Origin of the sequence: Pseudomonas sp. JZ134 (assembly GCF_051027695.1) — a bacterium.
Lineage (GTDB): Bacteria > Pseudomonadota > Gammaproteobacteria > Pseudomonadales > Pseudomonadaceae > Chryseomonas > Chryseomonas luteola.
In genome coordinates this window covers 2,622,799-2,640,880 of sequence record NZ_CP069250.1, presented here as the reverse complement: position 1 = coordinate 2,640,880, position 18,082 = coordinate 2,622,799, and the positions used below count along the sequence as shown (strand labels likewise).

The window sequence follows — 18,082 nt, the reverse complement described above, 5'->3', positions numbered from 1 at the left end:
TTATGAAGGCAGGTTCTTTCCGTCGTCAGTGGAGCGCCTGGCTCGATCGACGCATACCCGCTGCGCCATCCATGGTATTGCACCAGAAGCGCATTTTTATCCTTCCCACCCGCCAGGGCACAGCGTTTGGCGTTGCGTTGATTTTGATGCTGCTTGCAGCCATCAACTACCAGAACAGCTTGGCGTACGGCCTGACGTTTCTGCTGTTTTCGGTTGGGATCGTCACCATCCTGCATACCTATCGAAATCTGGCGGGACTGCGGTTGACGGCAGCTGGGTCAGCGCCGGCGTTCGTCGACGAGCCCGTGCGGTTTCGGGTGCGTCTGGACGATGAAGGGCGCGCCCATCAGGCCATTGCAATCGGGTGGGGTAAGGACACGCTTCAATACACCGATGTCGAGGCAGGTAGCGCCAGTGAGTTGGACCTCTTCCTGACACCCGTGAGGCGGGGATGGTTGAGGCCCGGCAGGCTGCGGGTAGAAAGCCGATTTCCGCTGGGGCTGATGGTGGCATGGAGCTGGCTTGATCTGGAGCAGAAAGCCTTGATCTACCCAAAACCGATACCGGGTGATTTGCTGTTGCCGGCGGGTCTTGACGCAGACGCTGACGAAGGTGCCCGCACTCAAGGGCAGGGTGCTGATGATTTTCTGGGACTCAGACCTTACCAACCAGGGGACTCACGTCGCCGGCTGGACTGGAAAGCGTACTCGCGTGGACAGGGCCTATTGGTCCGGGATTTCGCCATGCTGACAGGCAGTGATTTATGGCTCGACTTTTCTGTATTGGACGGAGATGTCGAAGCACGACTATCCCAACTGTGCCACTGGGTTCTGGTTTGCTCCACCAAGCAGCAACGGTTTGGGCTGCGCTTACCAGGAACCGTGCTGGGTCCTGATACCGGTGAGGCACATCAGTCGGCATCGCTCAAGGCACTGGCTCTGTTCGGGCAGCCCTCATGACAGCCGCTCAACCTATCCCCCGTATCGCACTGACCTGGTTGCTGGTTGCCCAAGCATTAGTCATTGCGCCCCACTTGTTCCATCTGCCGTTCTGGATCGTCGGGCTGTGGCTGGGGTGCGCGTTCTGGCGTGTTCAGCAGTTTAGGATGAGGGCTCGGGCGCCTACCCGGATTGAAAAGGCCGGCTTGCTGATTGTAGCTGCCGCTAGTGTCTGGTTCGCCCAAGGTACGGTGATCGGGCTGGACGGCGGAACCGCGCTGCTCATCTCAATGTTTGTGCTCAAGCTGGTCGAAATGAACACAAGGCGGGATGCCTTGGTAGTGATCTTTCTGGGCTTTTTTGCGGTTGTCATTGCTTACCTGTTTGACGACAGCTTTCTTGCCGCCTTGTATAGCCTGTTGCCCATCTCTACGCTGCTAGCGGCGCTCATTGGCCTCCAACAGAGCGGCATGGCGCATCGGCCATGGCCTACCTACAGGCTGGCCGGAAGTCTGGTGCTTCAGGCACTGCCACTCATGCTCGTGTTGTTTCTCTTCTTTCCACGCGTGGGACCGTTGTGGTCAATGCCACAATCGGGTGACAAGGCCGTAACGGGGCTTTCGGACAATATCGCTCCCGGCGAGATTGCCGAACTTTCCCAATCTGCCGAGCGGGCATTTCGAGTCAGCTTCGAAGGGACGCCTCCGCTACGCAATACGCTTTACTGGAGAGCAGTAACTTTCGAGCGCTTCGATGGCCAGCGCTGGTCGGTCAGCCAGGAAACTGCCTACAGCACCGTCCCACAATGGCAACCGGCTGGCGTTGCTATTCACTACACGGTGGTTATGGAGCCGAGCCAGAAGCCTTGGCTGTTTGCGCTAGACGTGCCGCAAACCAATCAGAGTGACGTCAGGCTGGTCGGAGATTTCCACCTGCAACGCCGAAGACCCGTTGATACACCTTTGATGTACGAAGCGACATCATGGCCGCAGGTGATACGCGAGGAGGCTATAAGTCCGGCCAACTCACGGCGCGCACTACAACTGCCTACCAACAACGACCTGCAAGCGCGTGCCTGGATTAAAGATCTGCAGCAGCGCTATCCCGAGCCTCAGGCATTGGCAGAGGCGATACTGCGCTATTTTCGTGAGGAGCCTTTTATTTACACCCTCAAACCGCCAGTCGGAGGGACGAATGCTATCGATGCCTTTCTCTTTGAGCATCGTCGTGGCTTTTGCGCCCATTATGCTGGTGCGATGACATTTCTCCTGCGTGTCGCCGGTATCCCTGCACGTATGGTGGCGGGTTATCAGGGAGGAGAATACAACCAGGCAGGTAATTACTTGACGGTCCATCAATTTGATGCACACGCCTGGGTAGAGTACTGGGTTTCCGGAAAAGGCTGGGTAAGCGCCGACCCTACGGCCCAAGTCGCGCCCGAGCGGGTAGAGCGTGGCCTTGAGGATGCGTTGTCAAGTGCACGAGGTGAAGGTGCTTTTCTAGAGTCGTCACCCTTCTCACCGATGCGCTATCGACAACTCGCCTGGCTTAACGAAGCCCGGATGGCGTGGGACAGGCTCAACTATGGCTGGCAACGCTGGGTTCTAAATTATCAGGCTGAGACGCAAGGCGACCTGCTGCGGAATTGGTTTGGCAAGGTCGATAGTGCCACGTTTGTTGCGACGCTTGTTGGCGGTGGGGGACTGTTGATGGGGCTATTGGCGGTATGGCTGCTCAAACCCTGGAAACAGGCAACTGACCCACAAACACGGCTATTCAATCAGTTCGAACGAGTGGTAAGGCGCTACGGGCTGACTCGTGAGAAAGCTGAAACCGTCCGTCATTTCATGCAGCGTACTATTCAACGACTCCCTCACCAGCAAGGCGAAATTGAAGCGTTCTGCCTGACCTTCGAACGTCAGCGCTACAGCCGCGAAACTGTGGATGAACATCTTCTTAAAGCGCAGCTAAAGGCTTTGAAAAACGCTCTAAGAACATCAAAAAGCACTGATCAGGCCTAGAGAGAGCGCTCGATCAGCTGACAAAAAGCGAGTGGGACTTCTTGCTCGGCTCGTGAAACTGGATCGCCATTGCCGCTACGATACCTACGACGCCCACTGCAACACTGGTAAGACTATGGCACAGCAGGCCGCTGGTAACAGTCAGCGCAGACAGGCTGACAAGCGGGACCGACAGCATCAGTGCCGTATCGCGTGAGGAGGCCCGATTCATCATATGGCGCATGATTGCACTCCTGTTAATTGATACACTTACTGTAAGGGCTTTGATAATGTGGTCGCGAATCGTTCCTCACTATCAAAGCCATAGATTGCTTGTGCTTAAAGCTTGAGCTGTTGGATGGCCCTGTTCAGGTCGCCCGCCAATGCGGCCAGCTCCTGACTGGTTGCCGATGCATCGGATGTCTGCCGTACGGTATGCTCGGTAACGTCTCGTATACCGACCACTGAGCGGCTCATTTCCTCTGCTACGTGAGACTGCTGCTCGGCGGCAACCGCAATCTGCGTGTTGCTGTCGCGCATCTGCGCCACGGCTCCAGCAATCGCCGCCAAGGCCTGTCCGGCTTCGGCAGCTTCTTCAACACATCCATCTGCTTTGATCGAACTTTCGTTCATGAATTCAACCGCATCGCGCGTTCCTGCCTGAAGCGTTGCAATCATCTGAGTGATTTCGTTGGTTGAATCCTGTACACGCTGTGCCAGATTACGGACCTCGTCAGCCACGACGGCAAACCCGCGGCCCATTTCGCCCGCGCGAGCTGCTTCAATGGCGGCATTGAGTGCCAGCAGGTTTGTCTGTTCGGCAATACCATGAATGACACTGACGACGCTGCTGATTTTCTGGCTGTTGTCAGCCAGATGCTGGATCATTTCAGCCGTCTGCTGAACACCCTGGGAAAGTCCGGAGATCGACTGGCTGACGCGCTCGACTACGGCCTGTCCGGCACCGGCTAAACGATCGGCTTCCTTGGATTGATCCCGAGTGTCGGCGGTGTGCTGGGCGATGTGATGGACCGTTGCAGACATCTCATTGATGGCTGTTGCCGTCTGGTCCGTTTCGCTCTGCTGATTCAACATGCCGCGCTGTACTTCCCGCATCGTACTGGCCAGACGTGCTGCGCCCTCATCCAGTCGAGTGGCGGTCTCGGTCACCGTCATGACAATACGTTGATAGCCCCCCTGCATTGCATTGAACGCGTTGGCCATCTGGCCGACTTCGTCACGGCTGTTGAGCGGTACTCGTGCCGACAGGTCACCACTGCGCTCTACGTGCAGCATGACATCCTTGAGTGTATGCAGGTTGGTCAGAATGAAACGGATCAGAAGCTGAGAGGCGCACAGTAGTACCAGCATTAGCACGAAAACGGCCACACCGTATTCGAAGGCGCGATGCATGAAGACCTCGCCAAAGCTCACCCGCTCAACGGTTATGGCAAACGGCTGACCATCGAAGGTCTGGGCAACCCAGGCTCCTGCCAGCGCTTCGCTGCGCTCCAGTTCCACCCAGTCCCGCTTTCCACTCAGCGAGACTGCATCGACTCCAAGACGCGCTAGCGCAGCGGTATCGTTGAGTTTCACCGCTGTTTCTGTAACCGGGAATTGAGCAGCCGCTAACGTCGATAGATGGCTGGCTTCCAGTCTGGCAGCGTTCTGGCCGGCATCAAGGCGGGCATTCTGCTCAAGATGCATGGCAAACAAGACCAGTAACAACGTCGTAAAGAAAGCAACGGCGTTGACGGCCCAGAATTTGTACTTCAGGGAAATGTCTCGAATCCAACCACTCATGGAATGTTGTGTCCGTAACGGGAGTTTTTCCCAGCATAGAGCCGGAACAAAATGTCGAAGCGGTCTACAGAGGCGACCGCTTCTTTCCACTCAGGTTAACGGCACAATAAAGAGCAGCTTTAGGTCGGATCTTCAAAACTCGCTTCAATCACCGGCAGGCTGAAAAACTGCCGGGCTGTGACTGTGGTATGTGCGGCGAGGGCCTGAGGCGACTCGTGACGATGGCGAGCCACTTCATGCAGTACTTCAGTCAGGAATGCTGGTTCGTTATGCCCACTCTTGGGTTTGGGGCGTAGCGTGCGCGGTAGCAGATAAGGCGCGTCGCTTTCCAGCATCAGGCGGCCCATGGGAATGTCATTCATCAGAGGATGAAGGTGTGTACCGCGACGCTCGTCACAAATCCAGCCGGTAATACCGATGTGCAGGTCCAGATCCAAGTATTGATAGAGGGCCTGTTTTTCGCCGGTAAAGCAGTGCACGACAGCCGCGGGAAGCTTGTCGCGAAAATCGCGTATAATGGCCAGCAGACGTTCGCTGGCGTCTCGTTCATGCAGGAAGACCGGAAGTTGTAGTTCAACGGCTATGGCCAGTTGTTCTTCAAGCGCTTTCTCTTGCACGGAGCGGGGAGCAATGTCGCGGTTGAAGTCCAGTCCGCATTCGCCAAGAGCACGTACTTTCTGCTCTTTTGCCAGCGCCTTGAGGCTGTTACCTGTCGTGGCGGTCCAGCTTGCTGCTTCGTGTGGATGAATGCCGGCTGTTGTAAACAGCGTATTCGAGTCATCCAGCGTGCGGCAAAGTTCGAGCGCAGCCTCGCTTTCAGCAAGGCTTGTGCCGGTCAGTACCATTTGAACGACACCCGCTGTGTGCGCTCGCTCAATAACGGCTTCGGCTTCTCGCGCCAGGCTGGGATGAGTCAGATTGACGCCGATGTCGATCAGTTGCATGAGAAATACCTAATAAACGGTGGCCAGCTGAGTATCAGTCTGTCCATTTAATAAAAAAGTCGATCATGAACAGGATTATGTCGGTGTTCATGGGTAGTTCGGCTTCCATTGCCTCCTGGAAAGGGAGGGCGTCGTTGCGCCTTGTCTTGCGCTTGGCCAACCATGGAGAACCGGATGGCGCGTCATCTTATTGTTGTGTGTTGTCTGCTGTTGTTGTCACCTTTTCCTGCCCAGGCACGGGTCGGAAGTACAGAGCACTGGAAGCAGGAGAAGACCGTACGTGACCTGTCTGCGATTCGAACGGCAGGCGTGCTGCGTGTCCTGGTCAATCAGAACCGTAACAGCTCCGGCGAACTGGACGGCAGGCCCATCGGCATAGAGTACCGTCGTCTTGATGCCTTCGAGCAGTATCTCAACGCCAAGGGCAAAAAGGCTCAGCCGCTCAAGGTTGTTTTCATCCCAAAGCCTAAAGAGGAATTACTGGCTGCGCTAGAGCGGGGTGAGGGTGATATTGCTGCTCCGGGTGAGCTGTTTTCCGGGCCTATCGGGACCAAGATCGTACGCAGCCATCCACTGATGACCAATACGCCACTTGTAGTCGTCAGCCGATCAGGGCAGCGTCGCTATACTCGTTTGGATCAGCTGTCGGGTCGCCAGCTCAATCTGCCAGCCGGTAGCGCAGCCGAACCCGCGTTGCGCGAGCTGAATGCGCAACTGGCTAAGCGTAAGCTCAAGCCCATCGAGCTTGAGCGGGTTGACTCCAGCCTGGGTGTTGAGGATGTGCTGGAAATGGTTTCCGCTGGAATCTTCTCCCTTACGGTCGTTGAACAGCCTATTGCAGACCGCTGGGCCAAGGTCTTGCCCAAGCTTCATGTAGAGCGGCGGCTAGTAGTGGCCAAGCAGCAGGACATGACTTGGTTTGTCCGGCGCGATACCCCTGAACTGCGTAAAGCGGTGAATGGCTTTCTGGCTGAGCATCGTATGCCGACCGGCAGCGATGTGGCGTTTCAAAAGGCCTACAAAGGCAGTTCCAAGGTCCGGAATCCGTTAGGTGCAGACGATCACCAGCGGCTTACCAAAGTTCGTCCGGTCCTGAAGCGATACGCGAACACTTACAATCTGGATTGGCTAACCCTGGCGGCTATGGCTTACAAGGAATCAGGTCTGGATGGCGCTGCCAAAGGTAGCGGTGGCGCAACAGGGCTGATGCAAATTACACCATCGGCGGCCCGAAGCGTTGGGGTCAAGAATATTCGCACGGTTGACGGCAATGTGCAGGCTGCTGCTCGCTACATGGCAAAGCTGCGCCGCCAATTCTTTTCAAGCCGCACGCTGGATGAGCGTGAGCGTCGGGCTTTTGTTCTCGCAGCTTACAACCTGGGACCAGAGCGGGTTCAGCGGCTGCGGACCGAAGCGAAGCGACAGGGGCTTAACCCTAACAAGTGGTTCTTTCAGGTCGAGCGAATTGCCTCTGAAAAATATGGGATGGGCGTCGTCAATTACGTCAGCAGCGTTAATAAATACTATCTGGCGTATGCCCGCGAGCGTGACCGGCTGGAAGAGGGCAAGCGCAGCATCCGTATTACCAGTCGTTAATCCGGTTGGCAAACCGCCGTGCTTGACAGCATGAGTACCGCTTGCCTAGGATTCGAATGCGCCGATTTAAACAGCAACTTGCGGGGCGCGAGTCTATCGAGACTCAAAAAATACCGCTAAAGCGCTGGCCGGTGATTGCCTCACCGCTGACCAGCGGGACTTATGAGGCGGATACCATCACCATGACCATTTCCCACTGCCAATTGCGCCTGACCCCCATTACTCACGGATCGCTCAGCTCGCATCCTTCCATTTTGCTTGGCGGACTGCACCAGCCCACACTGCTCCGGTATCTGGAAGGCTGGCCAAGGCGTTGGCCTGCTTCTCGCTCCTTCCAGATCCGTTTTGCCCAGCAACCGCAGGAGTTGAGCCAATTTGCCAAGGACATGTTTGACTTCGCCGTCATCGAAGCGCCTTCCAGGGACCAGGCGGCTGCGGTCGTGCATGAATTGACACGGATCGCCCGGCAAGGCGTGATTACCCGGCGTCAGGGGTAATCAATTTCTACGATGTACCAGCGCTTCTCGCCGGTTGGTGTCTGCACGGTAATTTCCGCATCCAGCGGTTTACCGACCATGGCACGAGCCAGCGGGGCGTCGATGCTGATCTGGTTGAGTTTTATGTCGAACTCATCCGGTCCTACGATGCGATAGCGAGCCTGTTCACCCTCGTCATCTTCCAGGGTTACCCAGGCGCCAAAATACACCTTGTTGGGATCTGCCGGCCGCTCGCTGATAACCTTGAGATTCTCCAATCGCTTACGCAAAAAACGTACACGGCTATCGATTTCACGCAGCATTTTCTTGCCGTAGGTGTACTCGGCATTCTCTGAACGATCACCCTGGGCCGCCGCTTCGCTCACGGACTGCGTGACTTGTGGTCGACGGACATTCCAGAGCTCATGCAGCTCGGCGCGCAGGCGCGCTTCGCCTTCGGGCGTAATCAAAGGGGTGCCTGCGCTACGAGGCGGTCGGTATCGACTCATACATCCATTCCATATAAAAACCTGATTAACCTTCCCGCAGAATGCGTAGCGGACTGACCGTCAATGCCCGTCTTGTTCCCAAAAGACCGGCTGCAGCAATCATTGCTGCGCCTATCAGGGGAAGCAGCAAAAGCCATGGGTGTGGTTGCCATGGCATATCGAACACAAGGCGATACAGCAAAGCTGTAATGATCTCACACCCTAATGCTGCCAAAAGTCCACTGGTTGCGCCAAGCAAGGCAAATTCAACCCGGCGGGTGCGTATCAGGAGTCGTCGCTCTGATCCCAGTGCCCGCAAAAGTGCACCCTGGCGTATGCGCTCATCCAGTGTGGATTGAAGACCGGCAAACAAGACCGTCATTCCAGCGGCCAATACAAAGAGCAAGACGAATTCTACCGCAATGGTTACTTGGCCCAGGATGCTGCGTAGTTGCGCAAGGATCGCATCGATAGGCAATAACGTCGCGGCTGGAAACTGACGTGCCAACTCAACCATGGCCCGGTCATGGCCAGGCGGAATGTAAAAGCTGGTGAGATAGGTGACGGGAACATTGGTAAACGTTCCCGTCTGAAAGATCATGAAGAAATTGGGCTGAAAGTTATTCCAGTCCACGGTTCGCAGACTACTCACCTGCGCCTCTATGATCTTGCCGGCAATATTGAAGCTGAGATGATCGCCTATCCCTACTTTGAGGCTCTTGGCTAGTTCTGCTTCTACGGATACGCCCGGCAGATCACGTGTTGGAGGTGTGGCGTCCCACCACCGTCCGGCAGTGATGACATTACCTGAGGGTAGTGTGTCAGCCCAGGTAAGACTAAGGTCGCGACGCGTGGCGCGGTCTCCGCGTGACTCGCTTTCTACGACCTCGCTGGCAGGCTCGCCATTGATCAACACCAAACGACCCTGCACGATGGGATATAACGGTTTCGGATTGGGCGACAGCTGGCTGATCTGTGCCGCAAAGGCGTCCTTCTCGGCAGGCAGGATATTGAGTGCAAAATAATTGGGGGAGTCCGCTGGCAGCTGGTCCTGCCAGCGGTCCAGTATTTCTCCGCGCAACAAGGCGATAAGCGCCATCGCCAACAAAATCAGCCCAAATGCCAGGGCCTGTCCGGCAGCAGCGACTGGATGACGAAGCAATTGGCCCAGCCCCAAACGCCAGGCAAGCGGTGCCGAGGCTAGCATGCGGCGTAATCCTTTCAAGCCCAGCAGCATTAGTCCGCCAAGCACTACTGTGGCAGCCAGTCCGCCACCTAGCAGTGCCAGGGTTAGCCTGAGGTCCAGCGATAACCGCCACATGATCAGCCCTAAGGCCAGCAGGGCAGTACCATAGACGATCCAGCTTCTAGGAGGAACAGGAAGAAGGTCGCTGCGCAGAACGCGCAGGGGCGGGACTCGGCCAAGTGCAGCCAGGGGCGGCAACGCGAAACCAGCAAGCGCGATCAGGCCCGTCCCCATACCCGCAAGTGCTGGAAATAGTCCTGCACTGGGGATTGTTGCGGGCAGCAACCCTGCCATCAGGTGGAAGAGCAGAAATTGGGCAAGCCAGCCCAGTACAGCACCCAGTACGCTGGCCGCCAGTCCGAGCATGGCCAGTTGCACGCTATACAGAATCAAGGCTTCCCGGCGCGAAAGCCCAAGGCAGCGGAGCAGAGCGCTTGCGTCGAAGCGCCTGACTGCGAAGCGATTGGCCGACATGGCCACGGCCACGCCAGCCAACAACACGGCGGCGAGGCTCGCTAATCCCAGGTAGCGTTGCGCTCGGTCCAGGGCGCTGCCGAGCTGACGATTACCGTCGCGTGGGTCCTCGATTCGCTGATTGACATCGAGACTACGTTCGAGCGTTGCCCGGTAACGCTCCAGCTGATCGGTCGCTCCACTCCAGAGGTCTCGGTAGCGAACCCGGCTGCCCGGCTGGATGACTTCAGTGGCCGGCAGGTCTGCACTGTTCATCAGGACACGTGGCGTCAAACTGTAAAAGTCCCCAGCGCGATCGGGTTCGTAGGTCAGGATGCGAGAGATACGTAGTGTTTTACGACCAACATCGATCGTGTCACCTATCTTCAGTTCAAGTGCCGGTAACAGACGAGCCTCGACCCAGGCCTCCCCAGGATCTGGAAGGCCTCCAACTGTTTCCTGACTTTGTGGAGTGAGCGTGCTCTTGAGCTGTCCCCTGAGCGGATAGGAGCCGCTGACGGCTTTGACGCTGGACAGTTGAATGGCCTGTTCACCGGCAATGACGCTGGAAAACTCTATGGTTTGAGCATGTTTCAGCCCTTGGGCAAGGCCGGCATCGATCTGCTCCTGACGAGCTGCCGATGTACCTCGCAGTGCCAGGTCGCCGCCTAGAAACTCCGTGGCCCTCAACACCATGGCTTCGTTCAGGCGAGCCGTGAAATAACCGATCGCACAGCTTGAGGCAACCGCAATCACCAGTGCAAAGAAGAGCACTCGCAGCTCTCCGGCTCGAACTTCTCGCATAAGCTGCCGGCTGGCTTGACGCAATAATCGGAAGAAGGGGAGGCGAGTCATTCAGGCCTCCAATGTGACTAGGCGGCCGCTTTCCAGACGTATCAGACGATTACATCGCTGCGCGAGTCGCTCATCATGGGTCACCAGCACCAGGGTGGTTCCAAGCTCTGTGTTCAGTTCGAACAGCAGGTCACTGATACGGGCGCCAGTAGTGGTATCCAGGTTCCCGGTAGGCTCGTCGGCAAACAACACCTTGGGGTTAGCAGCGAACGCCCGTGCGATGGCGACTCGTTGCTGCTCACCTCCAGAAAGCTGGCGCGGATAATGACTCAGGCGATGCCCCAGATTGACTCGTTCCAGAAGAGACTCGGCGCGATCACGCGCATTTTTGTAACCTTCAAGCTCCATGGGCAGCATGACATTTTCTAAAGCGGTCAGGCTGTCGAGCAGTTGAAACGACTGAAAAACGAATCCGACATGCTCGGCACGTATTCGCGCACGCTCATCCTCTGACAATGCGGCCAGAGCATGTCCCGCCAGAACAACATCCCCCTCACTCGGCTGATCTAACCCGGCCAACAGGCCTAGCAGAGTGGATTTGCCGGAGCCTGAGCTGCCTACGATGGCCAGGCTGTCGCCCTTTGCCAATTCAAGGTCGAGGCCATGAAGGATGGTGAGTTCACCTTCCGCGCTGGGTACAACCTTGCTAAGGTTCTGGGCAACTAGAATGCTGGCGCTCATGAGGATTCCGCATGCGTAAATGGTTATCGGGCGGCTGTCTCGCGCTGTTTCTAACTGCGCAACACGCCGCAGCACAGACGCTTTTGATCGTTGGAGATAGTATCAGTGCCGGTTTGGGGATAGAAACGGGCCAAGGATGGGCTTCGCTGCTTGAAAAACGGCTGGACGAACAGAAGGGCAGCTACAAGGTCATCAATGCCTCGATTAGCGGTGACACCAGTGCCGGCGGGCTTTCCCGGCTATCGCCGTTACTTAATGAGCACAAGCCTGATGTTGTGCTGATTGAGCTGGGCGGCAATGATGGTTTGCGTGGCCAGCCCCCTGCGCAATTGCAACAGAATCTTGCATCAATGATTGACCAGTCCAAGCAGGCAGGTGCCAAGGTACTGCTTCTAGGAATGCGATTGCCGCCCAACTATGGCATTCAGTATACCGAGCGTTTCGCTGCGGTTTATTCCAGTCTGGCTGAAGAAAAAAAGGTCGCACTGGTGCCCTTCTTTCTGGAGGGGGTTGGAGGAATAGAGCAGTACATGCAGCCAGACGGAATTCATCCCAATGCAGCCGGACAGCCAAGACTACTGGAAAATGCCTGGCAAGCCTTACAGCCCTTGCTTGAACGGACGCAGAATGCAAAGCACTGACATTTTGTAAGATTTTACAGTTTGGGGCGGTTAAATCCGGTTCACCTGCTTTTCAGGTCAACGCCTTTCCGTTAAGGTTGCGCCCCCCTTCTGGAGCCTCAAATGTCGCGTCACGCCTGGTCCTTGTTTGGCTTTCAACTTATCGTGCCTGATTCACAGCTCGATCTGTTCGCCTGCCGGACAACACGGCTGCACATCGTTGCACGCCAGCTTGAGCTAGGTGGACATGCCGATCGCACATTGTGCGGCAGCCTTCTCCCGGCCGAGCCCAAGTTTCAGCCATTGGCTCGGCATTGGCTGAGACACTCGCAGTTATGCCCCCAGTGCATGGAACGTCTGGAAGCAGATAAACGGGGTGAAGTGGGTACTGTTTCGTTCCTCTAAGGTCTCACGGCCTTATAGGCGCAGTGTTACACTGACACTATTTACAGCATTCTTTTCAAAGGATTTTTCGATGTTGTCTCGCGCATCATCTATCGCCTGTTTATCGCTTGCCGTTAGTCTGACTGCCGGTACGGCTTGCGCCCTGGAATTGCCGCTTCCACCGCCTGGTGAAGATATCGTGGGCGAGGTGCAGGTTATCAAGGCCGCCTACGAAGACACATTTGCAGACCTCGGTGAGAAGTACGATCTTGGCTATTCGGAGATGGTGGCAGCGAACCCGGGTGTTGATGCCTGGCTGCCAGGGGCGGGTACCGAAGTGGTTCTGCCTACACGGTTCATCCTGCCGCCTGGGCCGCGTGAAGGGGTTGTCATTAATCTGGCTGAGTACCGTATGTACTACTACCCCAAAGGGGGTAATACGGTTTTCACCTACCCATTGGGAATTGGACGTGAAGGATGGGGGTCGCCTGTTGGGACTACCCGAATCACCGCCAAGACCAAGGACCCCAGCTGGTATCCGCCTGCATCGATTCGTGCCGAGCACGCCGCCGATGGTGATCCGCTTCCTGCCGTGGTTCCGCCGGGGCCGGACAATCCGCTTGGACCCTACAAGTTGAACCTTGCGCTACCAGGTTATCTGATCCACGGTTCCAACAAGAAATTTGGTATCGGCATGCAGGTCAGCCACGGCTGTTTCCGGATGCTGAATGAGGATCTCAAGGAGTTCGTTGGAATGGTTCCGGTGAACACCCCTGTACGCATCATCAACGAGCCTTACAAGTTTGGTATCAGCCAAGGCAAGCTGTATCTGGAGGCGCATGAGCCGCTCTCGAGCGAAAATGGCAAGCCGGCCATGATCGACCAGCACACGGCTGTGGTGAATGCCATGATCCGTCGCGAGGACTTGAGTGGTCACGCTGAGCTGAACTGGGAATTGGTAAAGGACATCGTCACGGCGCAGGATGGTCTGCCCGTAGAGGTGGCTGCTACCATCAATCAGGCTTCGCAAACTGCTGCGACTGCCGCTGATCAGCCTGCTGCAGCGTTATAAAACAGTGTGGCAACAAAAAGCCCGCCAAAATGGCGGGCTTTTTGTTGCTCGCAAAAGCCGACCCGAGAGTCGGCTTAACAGGTCAGAGACCTATTATTTGCGGCTGGCTTTTTCCAGCATACGCAGAGCGCGCTCGTTAGCTTCGTCAGCAGTCTGCTGAGCTTTCTGAGCAGCAGCCAGAGCGTCGTCAGCATGACGATAAGCTTCGTCAGCACGAGCCTGAGCGCGAGCAGCAGCGTCTTCAGTAGCGGTCAGACGGGCTTCGCTTTCTTTGGAAGCGTGGCTGCAACCAGTAGCCAGGGCAGCTGCCAGAGCCAGAGCGGCAAATTTCAGAGCGTTGTTCATCATTATCCCCTTGAGGTGGACTTCCATATAGAGTGCAAATTTCCCAGCGGAAAATTGCGCGCTACATACTACTCATAACGTGTAGTAAGTAAACTGAGCGAATGCAAGGTTCGCGAGTTTTTTTCACTTTCCCTTTCATAAGCTCGATAAATTGACATTGCGTTGCTTAAAAAGTGTCCAAGGGTGACTGATGACGGGTTTTCTGACGGTATAAGGAGCGCGACTAAGGCAAACAGTTACAAGGCTAATGGGTTGTATTAATGCAAACTTCAACGCACTATTAAGCTCTTAGTCTTGCGCCAGATGCTCGTTGTATTAAGCCTAAGGTCATGATTGTTGTACGATGGCCGGCCCGAACGGGGCAGCCATTTCTGTAGTCTGAAAATAGGCTCGGCAGCAATGTCGCTTCCCAATAAGAGAGATAAGGCGGGTAATCGGTTTTCCGCCAAGGAGCAGATATGAACGAGTCGTTTTCAATCGACCACGACCTCTCATCTCACCAGTTTGTCATCCACGTCGATGGGCAGCGCGCGTATCTTGCCTATATGGATCTTGGTAAGCAGACCATGGATTTTTACAGAACCTTTGTGCCCGATAATCTGCGGGGCAGGGGAATAGCCGCAGCGTTAGCCGAACACGCACTGACTTACGCGGAGTCACGTGGCTACAGCGTCATTCCATCCTGCTCCTATGTCGAGCGTTATATCGAGCGGCGTCAGCAGAAGCTAACGGCTCCTCACTAATCGACAGGCATAAAAAAGCCGGGTAAAGAACCCGGCTATAAGAAGACTGGCAATCAATCGCGCTTGCGCTTGGGCAGTACGTCCTTGAGCTTGTTATGCATGCTCATGATGCTCTGTTCCGTCATTTCCCAATCGATGCAGGCATCTGTAACCGAAACGCCGTATTTCAGTTCGTTGAGATCCTTAGGAATCGGCTGGTTGCCGTAGCCCAGATGGCTCTCTACCATCAATCCGATAATGGACTGGTTGCCTTCGATTATCTGGTTGGCAACGTTATCCATTACCAGCGGCTGCAGTGAGGCATCCTTGTTAGAGTTTGCATGGCTGCAATCCACCATGATATTAGCCTTGACCTTGGCTTTGCTTAATTCACGTTCGCATACCGCAACGCTGACCGAGTCGTAGTTCGGTTTGCCGTTACCGCCGCGCAGAACCACATGACCGTAGGGGTTACCTTTGGTTTGCACGATCGAGACCTGTCCCTGCTGATTGATGCCGAGGAAACGATGTGGGTTTGAGACCGATTGCAAGGCGTTGATAGCAACGGTCAGGCTGCCATCGGTGCCGTTCTTGAAGCCAACGGCCGATGAAAGGCCGGAAGCCATTTCACGGTGCGTTTGGGACTCCGTGGTCCGGGCGCCAATTGCAGACCAGCTGATCAGGTCCTGAAGATACTGTGGTGAGATGGGATCTAGTGCTTCGGTGGCAGTAGGCAAGCCTTTCTCGGCCAGCTCCAGCAGCAATTGGCGACCAATGTGCAAACCATCCTGAATCTTGAAGGAGTCGTCCAGGTAGGGATCGTTGATAAGCCCTTTCCAGCCGACTGTCGTCCGCGGCTTCTCAAAATACACCCGCATGACAAGGAAGAGGGTATCGGAAACTTTTTCGGCCAGAACCTTCAGGCGGTCGGCGTACTCGTGGGCTGCCTTGATGTCATGAATGGAGCAGGGGCCAATCACGACAAAAATCCGATGATCCTTGCCATCAAGGATATCACGCACCACCTGGCGACCCTGAGCGACTGTCTTGGAGGCGCTTTCGGTCAAAGGAATCTCTAGTTTGAGTCGCTCAGGCGTTATCAGGGGGTCGTTTGATACGACGTTTAGGTCATTTATAGGTAAATCGGCCATAGTGTTCTCGGAGGCCACGGTGCCTGCTTGGGCATAACCGGCTGGCGTTACGCGGTAAAAGGTGGACAAGAGGCTAACCATAACGTGTCTTCATAGGAGGCGACAATGGCCTTTTCCGGTTCGAGAGACGAAGCGGCCTGTTGCGTCCTTGAATGTCTTGACCAGTACGAAATAGCGAGGCTTTGTGGAATTAAGCGATCTTGATGCGGATCAGGCGTTGTTGGCGCTTTCGGGAGTAACGTTGCTTATCTTCACCAGTGAAGGGTGCTCAAGTTGCCGGTGGGCGCGAGAGCGCTTGCCGGAGATGAACTTGCCATGCGATCAAATCGCCTGGGTCGATGCGGAGCGAAACGGAGGAATGGTGCAGCGCTATGAGGTATTTCACTTGCCTGCTCTGTTCGTAGTACGTCAGGGGCTATTTTATGGCGGGCTGAAAACGCGGATGACCGAGTCTGAATTGAATCAGGGAATTCTGGCTTGTCTGAGCCGTGATGCTGATGATTTACCTTGATGAGAGAAGTGTGATGTTAACTAACCAAGTTCGCAAATTAAGGCATTTACCAGCATTTTGCACGGCGAAGTGGCAATACGCTGCTACGCTTTCCTATGATGAATAAGAATTCGGCATGTCGTATGACGGCCATCCACGTCAGTAGTTGAGGGGGCCAATTGATCCAATCGATTCTTTATGCAACTGATCTGGGCATCTACTCATCCTCTGTCTTGCAGCATGCGCTTTCCTTGGCGCGAGCGCATGATGCTAAGTTGTATGTCGTACATGCAGTTGAACCCTTGGGGTTGTTCGCTGACTCGATTTTGCAAACCTATATGGATGCCTCCACGTTGGCACAATTGAACAAGCAGGGTTTCAATACCGTTTTAGCCAATATTGAGCAGCGCGTGATTGAGTGTCTGCGCGATGAAATGGGGGAGACTGCGCAGGAGTTTGACCGTATCCGCTTGGTGCGGGTCGTTCAGGGAGATCCCGCTCAGGTCATTCTTGATCAGTCCCATGATCTGGCTGTCGATTTGATTGTGTTGGGCAGTCATAGTCATGGCAGCACTTGGGATACACCGCTGGGACGTACTGCAGGCAAAGTTCTGCAAATGGCGGATGTGCCTGTCTATCTTGTACCCATGTTGCAGCATCGCAGCCATTGATAATTACCAATGGCTATAAATATTTTTGTAGTGCGTTAGTATAGGTTATAACAACGGTGCTGTTAGCTATAGCAAGGAGCCATCATGAAGCTTCAGCAATTGAGGTACATATGGGAAGTGGCGCATCACGATCTCAATGTTTCTGCAACAGCGCAAAGCCTGTATACCTCCCAGCCAGGCATCAGTAAGCAGATCCGGTTGCTTGAGGATGAGTTGGGGGTAGAGGTGTTTGCTCGAAGCGGCAAGCACCTGACACGCATTACGCCAGCGGGTGAGCGGATTATCCAGACCGCTGGTGAGATCCTGCGTAAGTGCGAAAGCATCAAGCAGATCGCTCAAGAGTTCTCCAACGAGAAGAAAGGCACGCTTTCAATCTCCACGACGCACACCCAGGCCCGCTATGCCTTGCCGGATGTGATCAGTGATTTCATGAAGCAGTATCCGGATGTCGCCCTGCACATGCAGCAGGGTACACCTATGCAGATTGCTGAAATGGCAGCAGATGGCACAGTTGATTTTGCTATTGCAACGGAAGGCCTTGAGCATTTTGGTGATCTGATCATGCTGCCCTGCTATCGATGGAATCGATGTGTCATCGTGCCACATAGTCACCCCTTGGCCAAAGTGCCCAAGCTCACCCTGGAAGCCCTGGCCGAGCATCCCATCGTCACCTACGTATTCGGTTTTACAGGACGTTCCAAGCTGGATGAGGCCTTTAGCCGGCGAGGATTGGAGCCAAAAGTCGTTTTCACCGCAGCCGATGCCGACGTTATCAAGACCTATGTAAGGCTCGGTCTGGGGGTGGGAATCGTGGCGGATATGGCGGTTGACCATAAGCTCGACAGTGACCTTGTTGCGCTGGACGCCAGTGAATTGTTCGAGGCCAGCATTACCAAGATCGGCTTGCGTCGGGGGACCTTCCTGCGGGGATATATGTGTGACTTCATTAGTCGTTTCGCCCCGCATCTGACGCGTGAAGTCCTGGTGCAGGCGATGCAGTGCCATAGCCGCCAGGAAGTTGAAGACCTATTTGCTGAAGTCACATTGCCGACCTACTAGATTCTCCTAATCATCGTATGAAAGAAAGGGAGTCACTTCGTCTCATTTTGTGTCAGAGTGACGGGGTGAGCTTTCCAGCGGCTCACAG

Annotated in this window: 19 protein-coding genes; 11 read left to right on the top strand and 8 right to left on the bottom strand. The window is 55.2% G+C overall.

The features are described 5' to 3' along the window. Nucleotides 1-2: 2 nt before the first annotated feature. Both JQR86_RS12285 and JQR86_RS12280 read left to right on the top strand, forming a co-directional pair. Nucleotides 3-959: a DUF58 domain-containing protein gene (locus tag JQR86_RS12285; RefSeq protein ID WP_407363121.1), complete on the top strand. Its 957-nt coding sequence runs from the start codon at nucleotides 3-5 to the stop codon at nucleotides 957-959. Continuing rightward, complete coding sequence (locus tag JQR86_RS12280; protein ID WP_407363122.1) at nucleotides 956-2,959, top strand: transglutaminase TgpA family protein; 2,004 nt, start codon at nucleotides 956-958, stop codon at nucleotides 2,957-2,959. Before JQR86_RS12285 ends, JQR86_RS12280 begins: the two co-directional genes overlap by 4 nt. Nucleotides 2,960-2,972: 13 nt before the next feature. On the opposite strand, the gene JQR86_RS12275 is transcribed toward JQR86_RS12280, so the two are convergent. The 3 genes from JQR86_RS12275 to JQR86_RS12265 all read right to left on the bottom strand — a co-directional run bounded on the left by JQR86_RS12275 (nucleotide 2,973) and on the right by JQR86_RS12265 (nucleotide 5,685). Further along, complete coding sequence (locus JQR86_RS12275) at nucleotides 2,973-3,182, bottom strand: hypothetical protein (RefSeq protein WP_125888931.1); 210 nt, start codon at nucleotides 3,180-3,182, stop codon at nucleotides 2,973-2,975. 95 nt (nucleotides 3,183-3,277) lie between these two features. Beyond that, nucleotides 3,278-4,351: a methyl-accepting chemotaxis protein gene (locus tag JQR86_RS12270; RefSeq protein WP_434154906.1), complete on the bottom strand. Its 1,074-nt coding sequence runs from the start codon at nucleotides 4,349-4,351 to the stop codon at nucleotides 3,278-3,280. A 509-nt stretch (nucleotides 4,352-4,860) separates the two neighbouring features. After that, a complete protein-coding gene (locus tag JQR86_RS12265; RefSeq protein ID WP_312271409.1) occupies nucleotides 4,861-5,685 on the bottom strand; it encodes a TatD family hydrolase in 825 nt (274 codons plus the stop codon). A gap of 174 nt (nucleotides 5,686-5,859) precedes the next feature. On the opposite strand from JQR86_RS12265, the gene JQR86_RS12260 reads away from it, so the two are divergent. After that, a complete protein-coding gene (locus tag JQR86_RS12260) occupies nucleotides 5,860-7,281 on the top strand; it encodes a transglycosylase SLT domain-containing protein (protein WP_434153645.1) in 1,422 nt (473 codons plus the stop codon). 182 nt (nucleotides 7,282-7,463) lie between these two features. After that, the gene (locus JQR86_RS12255) at nucleotides 7,464-7,778 is read left to right on the top strand and encodes a hypothetical protein (protein WP_037030853.1); all 315 of its coding nucleotides are present in this window, start codon (nucleotides 7,464-7,466) and stop codon (nucleotides 7,776-7,778) included. Here JQR86_RS12255 and greB read toward each other — a convergent pair. From greB to JQR86_RS12240, 3 genes are read right to left on the bottom strand one after another with little or no spacing between them, the layout of a single operon-like run. Further along, nucleotides 7,769-8,266, bottom strand: coding sequence for a transcription elongation factor GreB (gene greB, locus JQR86_RS12250; protein WP_010797766.1), 498 nt, complete (start codon nucleotides 8,264-8,266; stop codon nucleotides 7,769-7,771). The genes JQR86_RS12255 and greB overlap by 10 nt on opposite strands. A 25-nt stretch (nucleotides 8,267-8,291) precedes the next feature. Next, entirely contained in the window at nucleotides 8,292-10,799 is a 2,508-nt protein-coding gene (locus tag JQR86_RS12245; protein ID WP_434153644.1) for an ABC transporter permease, read from the bottom strand. After that, on the bottom strand, nucleotides 10,800-11,480 hold the full coding sequence (locus tag JQR86_RS12240) for an ABC transporter ATP-binding protein (protein ID WP_010797768.1): 681 nt from the start codon (nucleotides 11,478-11,480) through the stop codon (nucleotides 10,800-10,802). It abuts the gene before it with no gap. Between the two features lie 11 nt (nucleotides 11,481-11,491). Between JQR86_RS12240 and JQR86_RS12235 the strand changes: the two genes are divergently transcribed. The 3 genes from JQR86_RS12235 to JQR86_RS12225 all read left to right on the top strand — a co-directional run bounded on the left by JQR86_RS12235 (nucleotide 11,492) and on the right by JQR86_RS12225 (nucleotide 13,556). Next, on the top strand, nucleotides 11,492-12,121 hold the full coding sequence (locus JQR86_RS12235; protein ID WP_434153643.1) for an arylesterase: 630 nt from the start codon (nucleotides 11,492-11,494) through the stop codon (nucleotides 12,119-12,121). Between the two features lie 102 nt (nucleotides 12,122-12,223). After that, on the top strand, nucleotides 12,224-12,505 hold the full coding sequence (locus JQR86_RS12230) for a hypothetical protein (RefSeq protein WP_010797770.1): 282 nt from the start codon (nucleotides 12,224-12,226) through the stop codon (nucleotides 12,503-12,505). Between the two features lie 70 nt (nucleotides 12,506-12,575). Next, complete coding sequence (locus JQR86_RS12225; protein ID WP_010797771.1) at nucleotides 12,576-13,556, top strand: L,D-transpeptidase family protein; 981 nt, start codon at nucleotides 12,576-12,578, stop codon at nucleotides 13,554-13,556. 93 nt (nucleotides 13,557-13,649) lie between these two features. On the opposite strand, the gene JQR86_RS12220 is transcribed toward JQR86_RS12225, so the two are convergent. After that, the gene (locus tag JQR86_RS12220) at nucleotides 13,650-13,901 is read right to left on the bottom strand and encodes an Lpp/OprI family alanine-zipper lipoprotein (protein ID WP_026003970.1); all 252 of its coding nucleotides are present in this window, start codon (nucleotides 13,899-13,901) and stop codon (nucleotides 13,650-13,652) included. Between the two features lie 458 nt (nucleotides 13,902-14,359). Here JQR86_RS12220 and JQR86_RS12215 point away from each other — a divergent pair, with 458 nt between their 5' ends. Then, the gene (locus tag JQR86_RS12215) at nucleotides 14,360-14,644 is read left to right on the top strand and encodes a GNAT family N-acetyltransferase (RefSeq protein ID WP_010797773.1); all 285 of its coding nucleotides are present in this window, start codon (nucleotides 14,360-14,362) and stop codon (nucleotides 14,642-14,644) included. Between the two features lie 53 nt (nucleotides 14,645-14,697). Here JQR86_RS12215 and JQR86_RS12210 read toward each other — a convergent pair whose 3' ends face one another. Beyond that, nucleotides 14,698-15,774: a 3-deoxy-7-phosphoheptulonate synthase gene (locus JQR86_RS12210; RefSeq protein ID WP_026003971.1), complete on the bottom strand. Its 1,077-nt coding sequence runs from the start codon at nucleotides 15,772-15,774 to the stop codon at nucleotides 14,698-14,700. Nucleotides 15,775-15,958: 184 nt separating this feature from the next. Between JQR86_RS12210 and JQR86_RS12205 the strand changes: the two genes are divergently transcribed. From JQR86_RS12205 to cysB, 3 genes are all read left to right on the top strand, one after another. Then, nucleotides 15,959-16,285, top strand: coding sequence for a thioredoxin family protein (locus JQR86_RS12205; RefSeq protein WP_074827414.1), 327 nt, complete (start codon nucleotides 15,959-15,961; stop codon nucleotides 16,283-16,285). Nucleotides 16,286-16,443: 158 nt separating this feature from the next. Continuing rightward, nucleotides 16,444-16,935, top strand: coding sequence for a universal stress protein (locus tag JQR86_RS12200; RefSeq protein ID WP_019365963.1), 492 nt, complete (start codon nucleotides 16,444-16,446; stop codon nucleotides 16,933-16,935). Nucleotides 16,936-17,019: 84 nt separating this feature from the next. Continuing rightward, the gene (gene cysB, locus JQR86_RS12195; protein ID WP_074827412.1) at nucleotides 17,020-17,994 is read left to right on the top strand and encodes an HTH-type transcriptional regulator CysB; all 975 of its coding nucleotides are present in this window, start codon (nucleotides 17,020-17,022) and stop codon (nucleotides 17,992-17,994) included. Nucleotides 17,995-18,082: the final 88 nt, after the last annotated feature.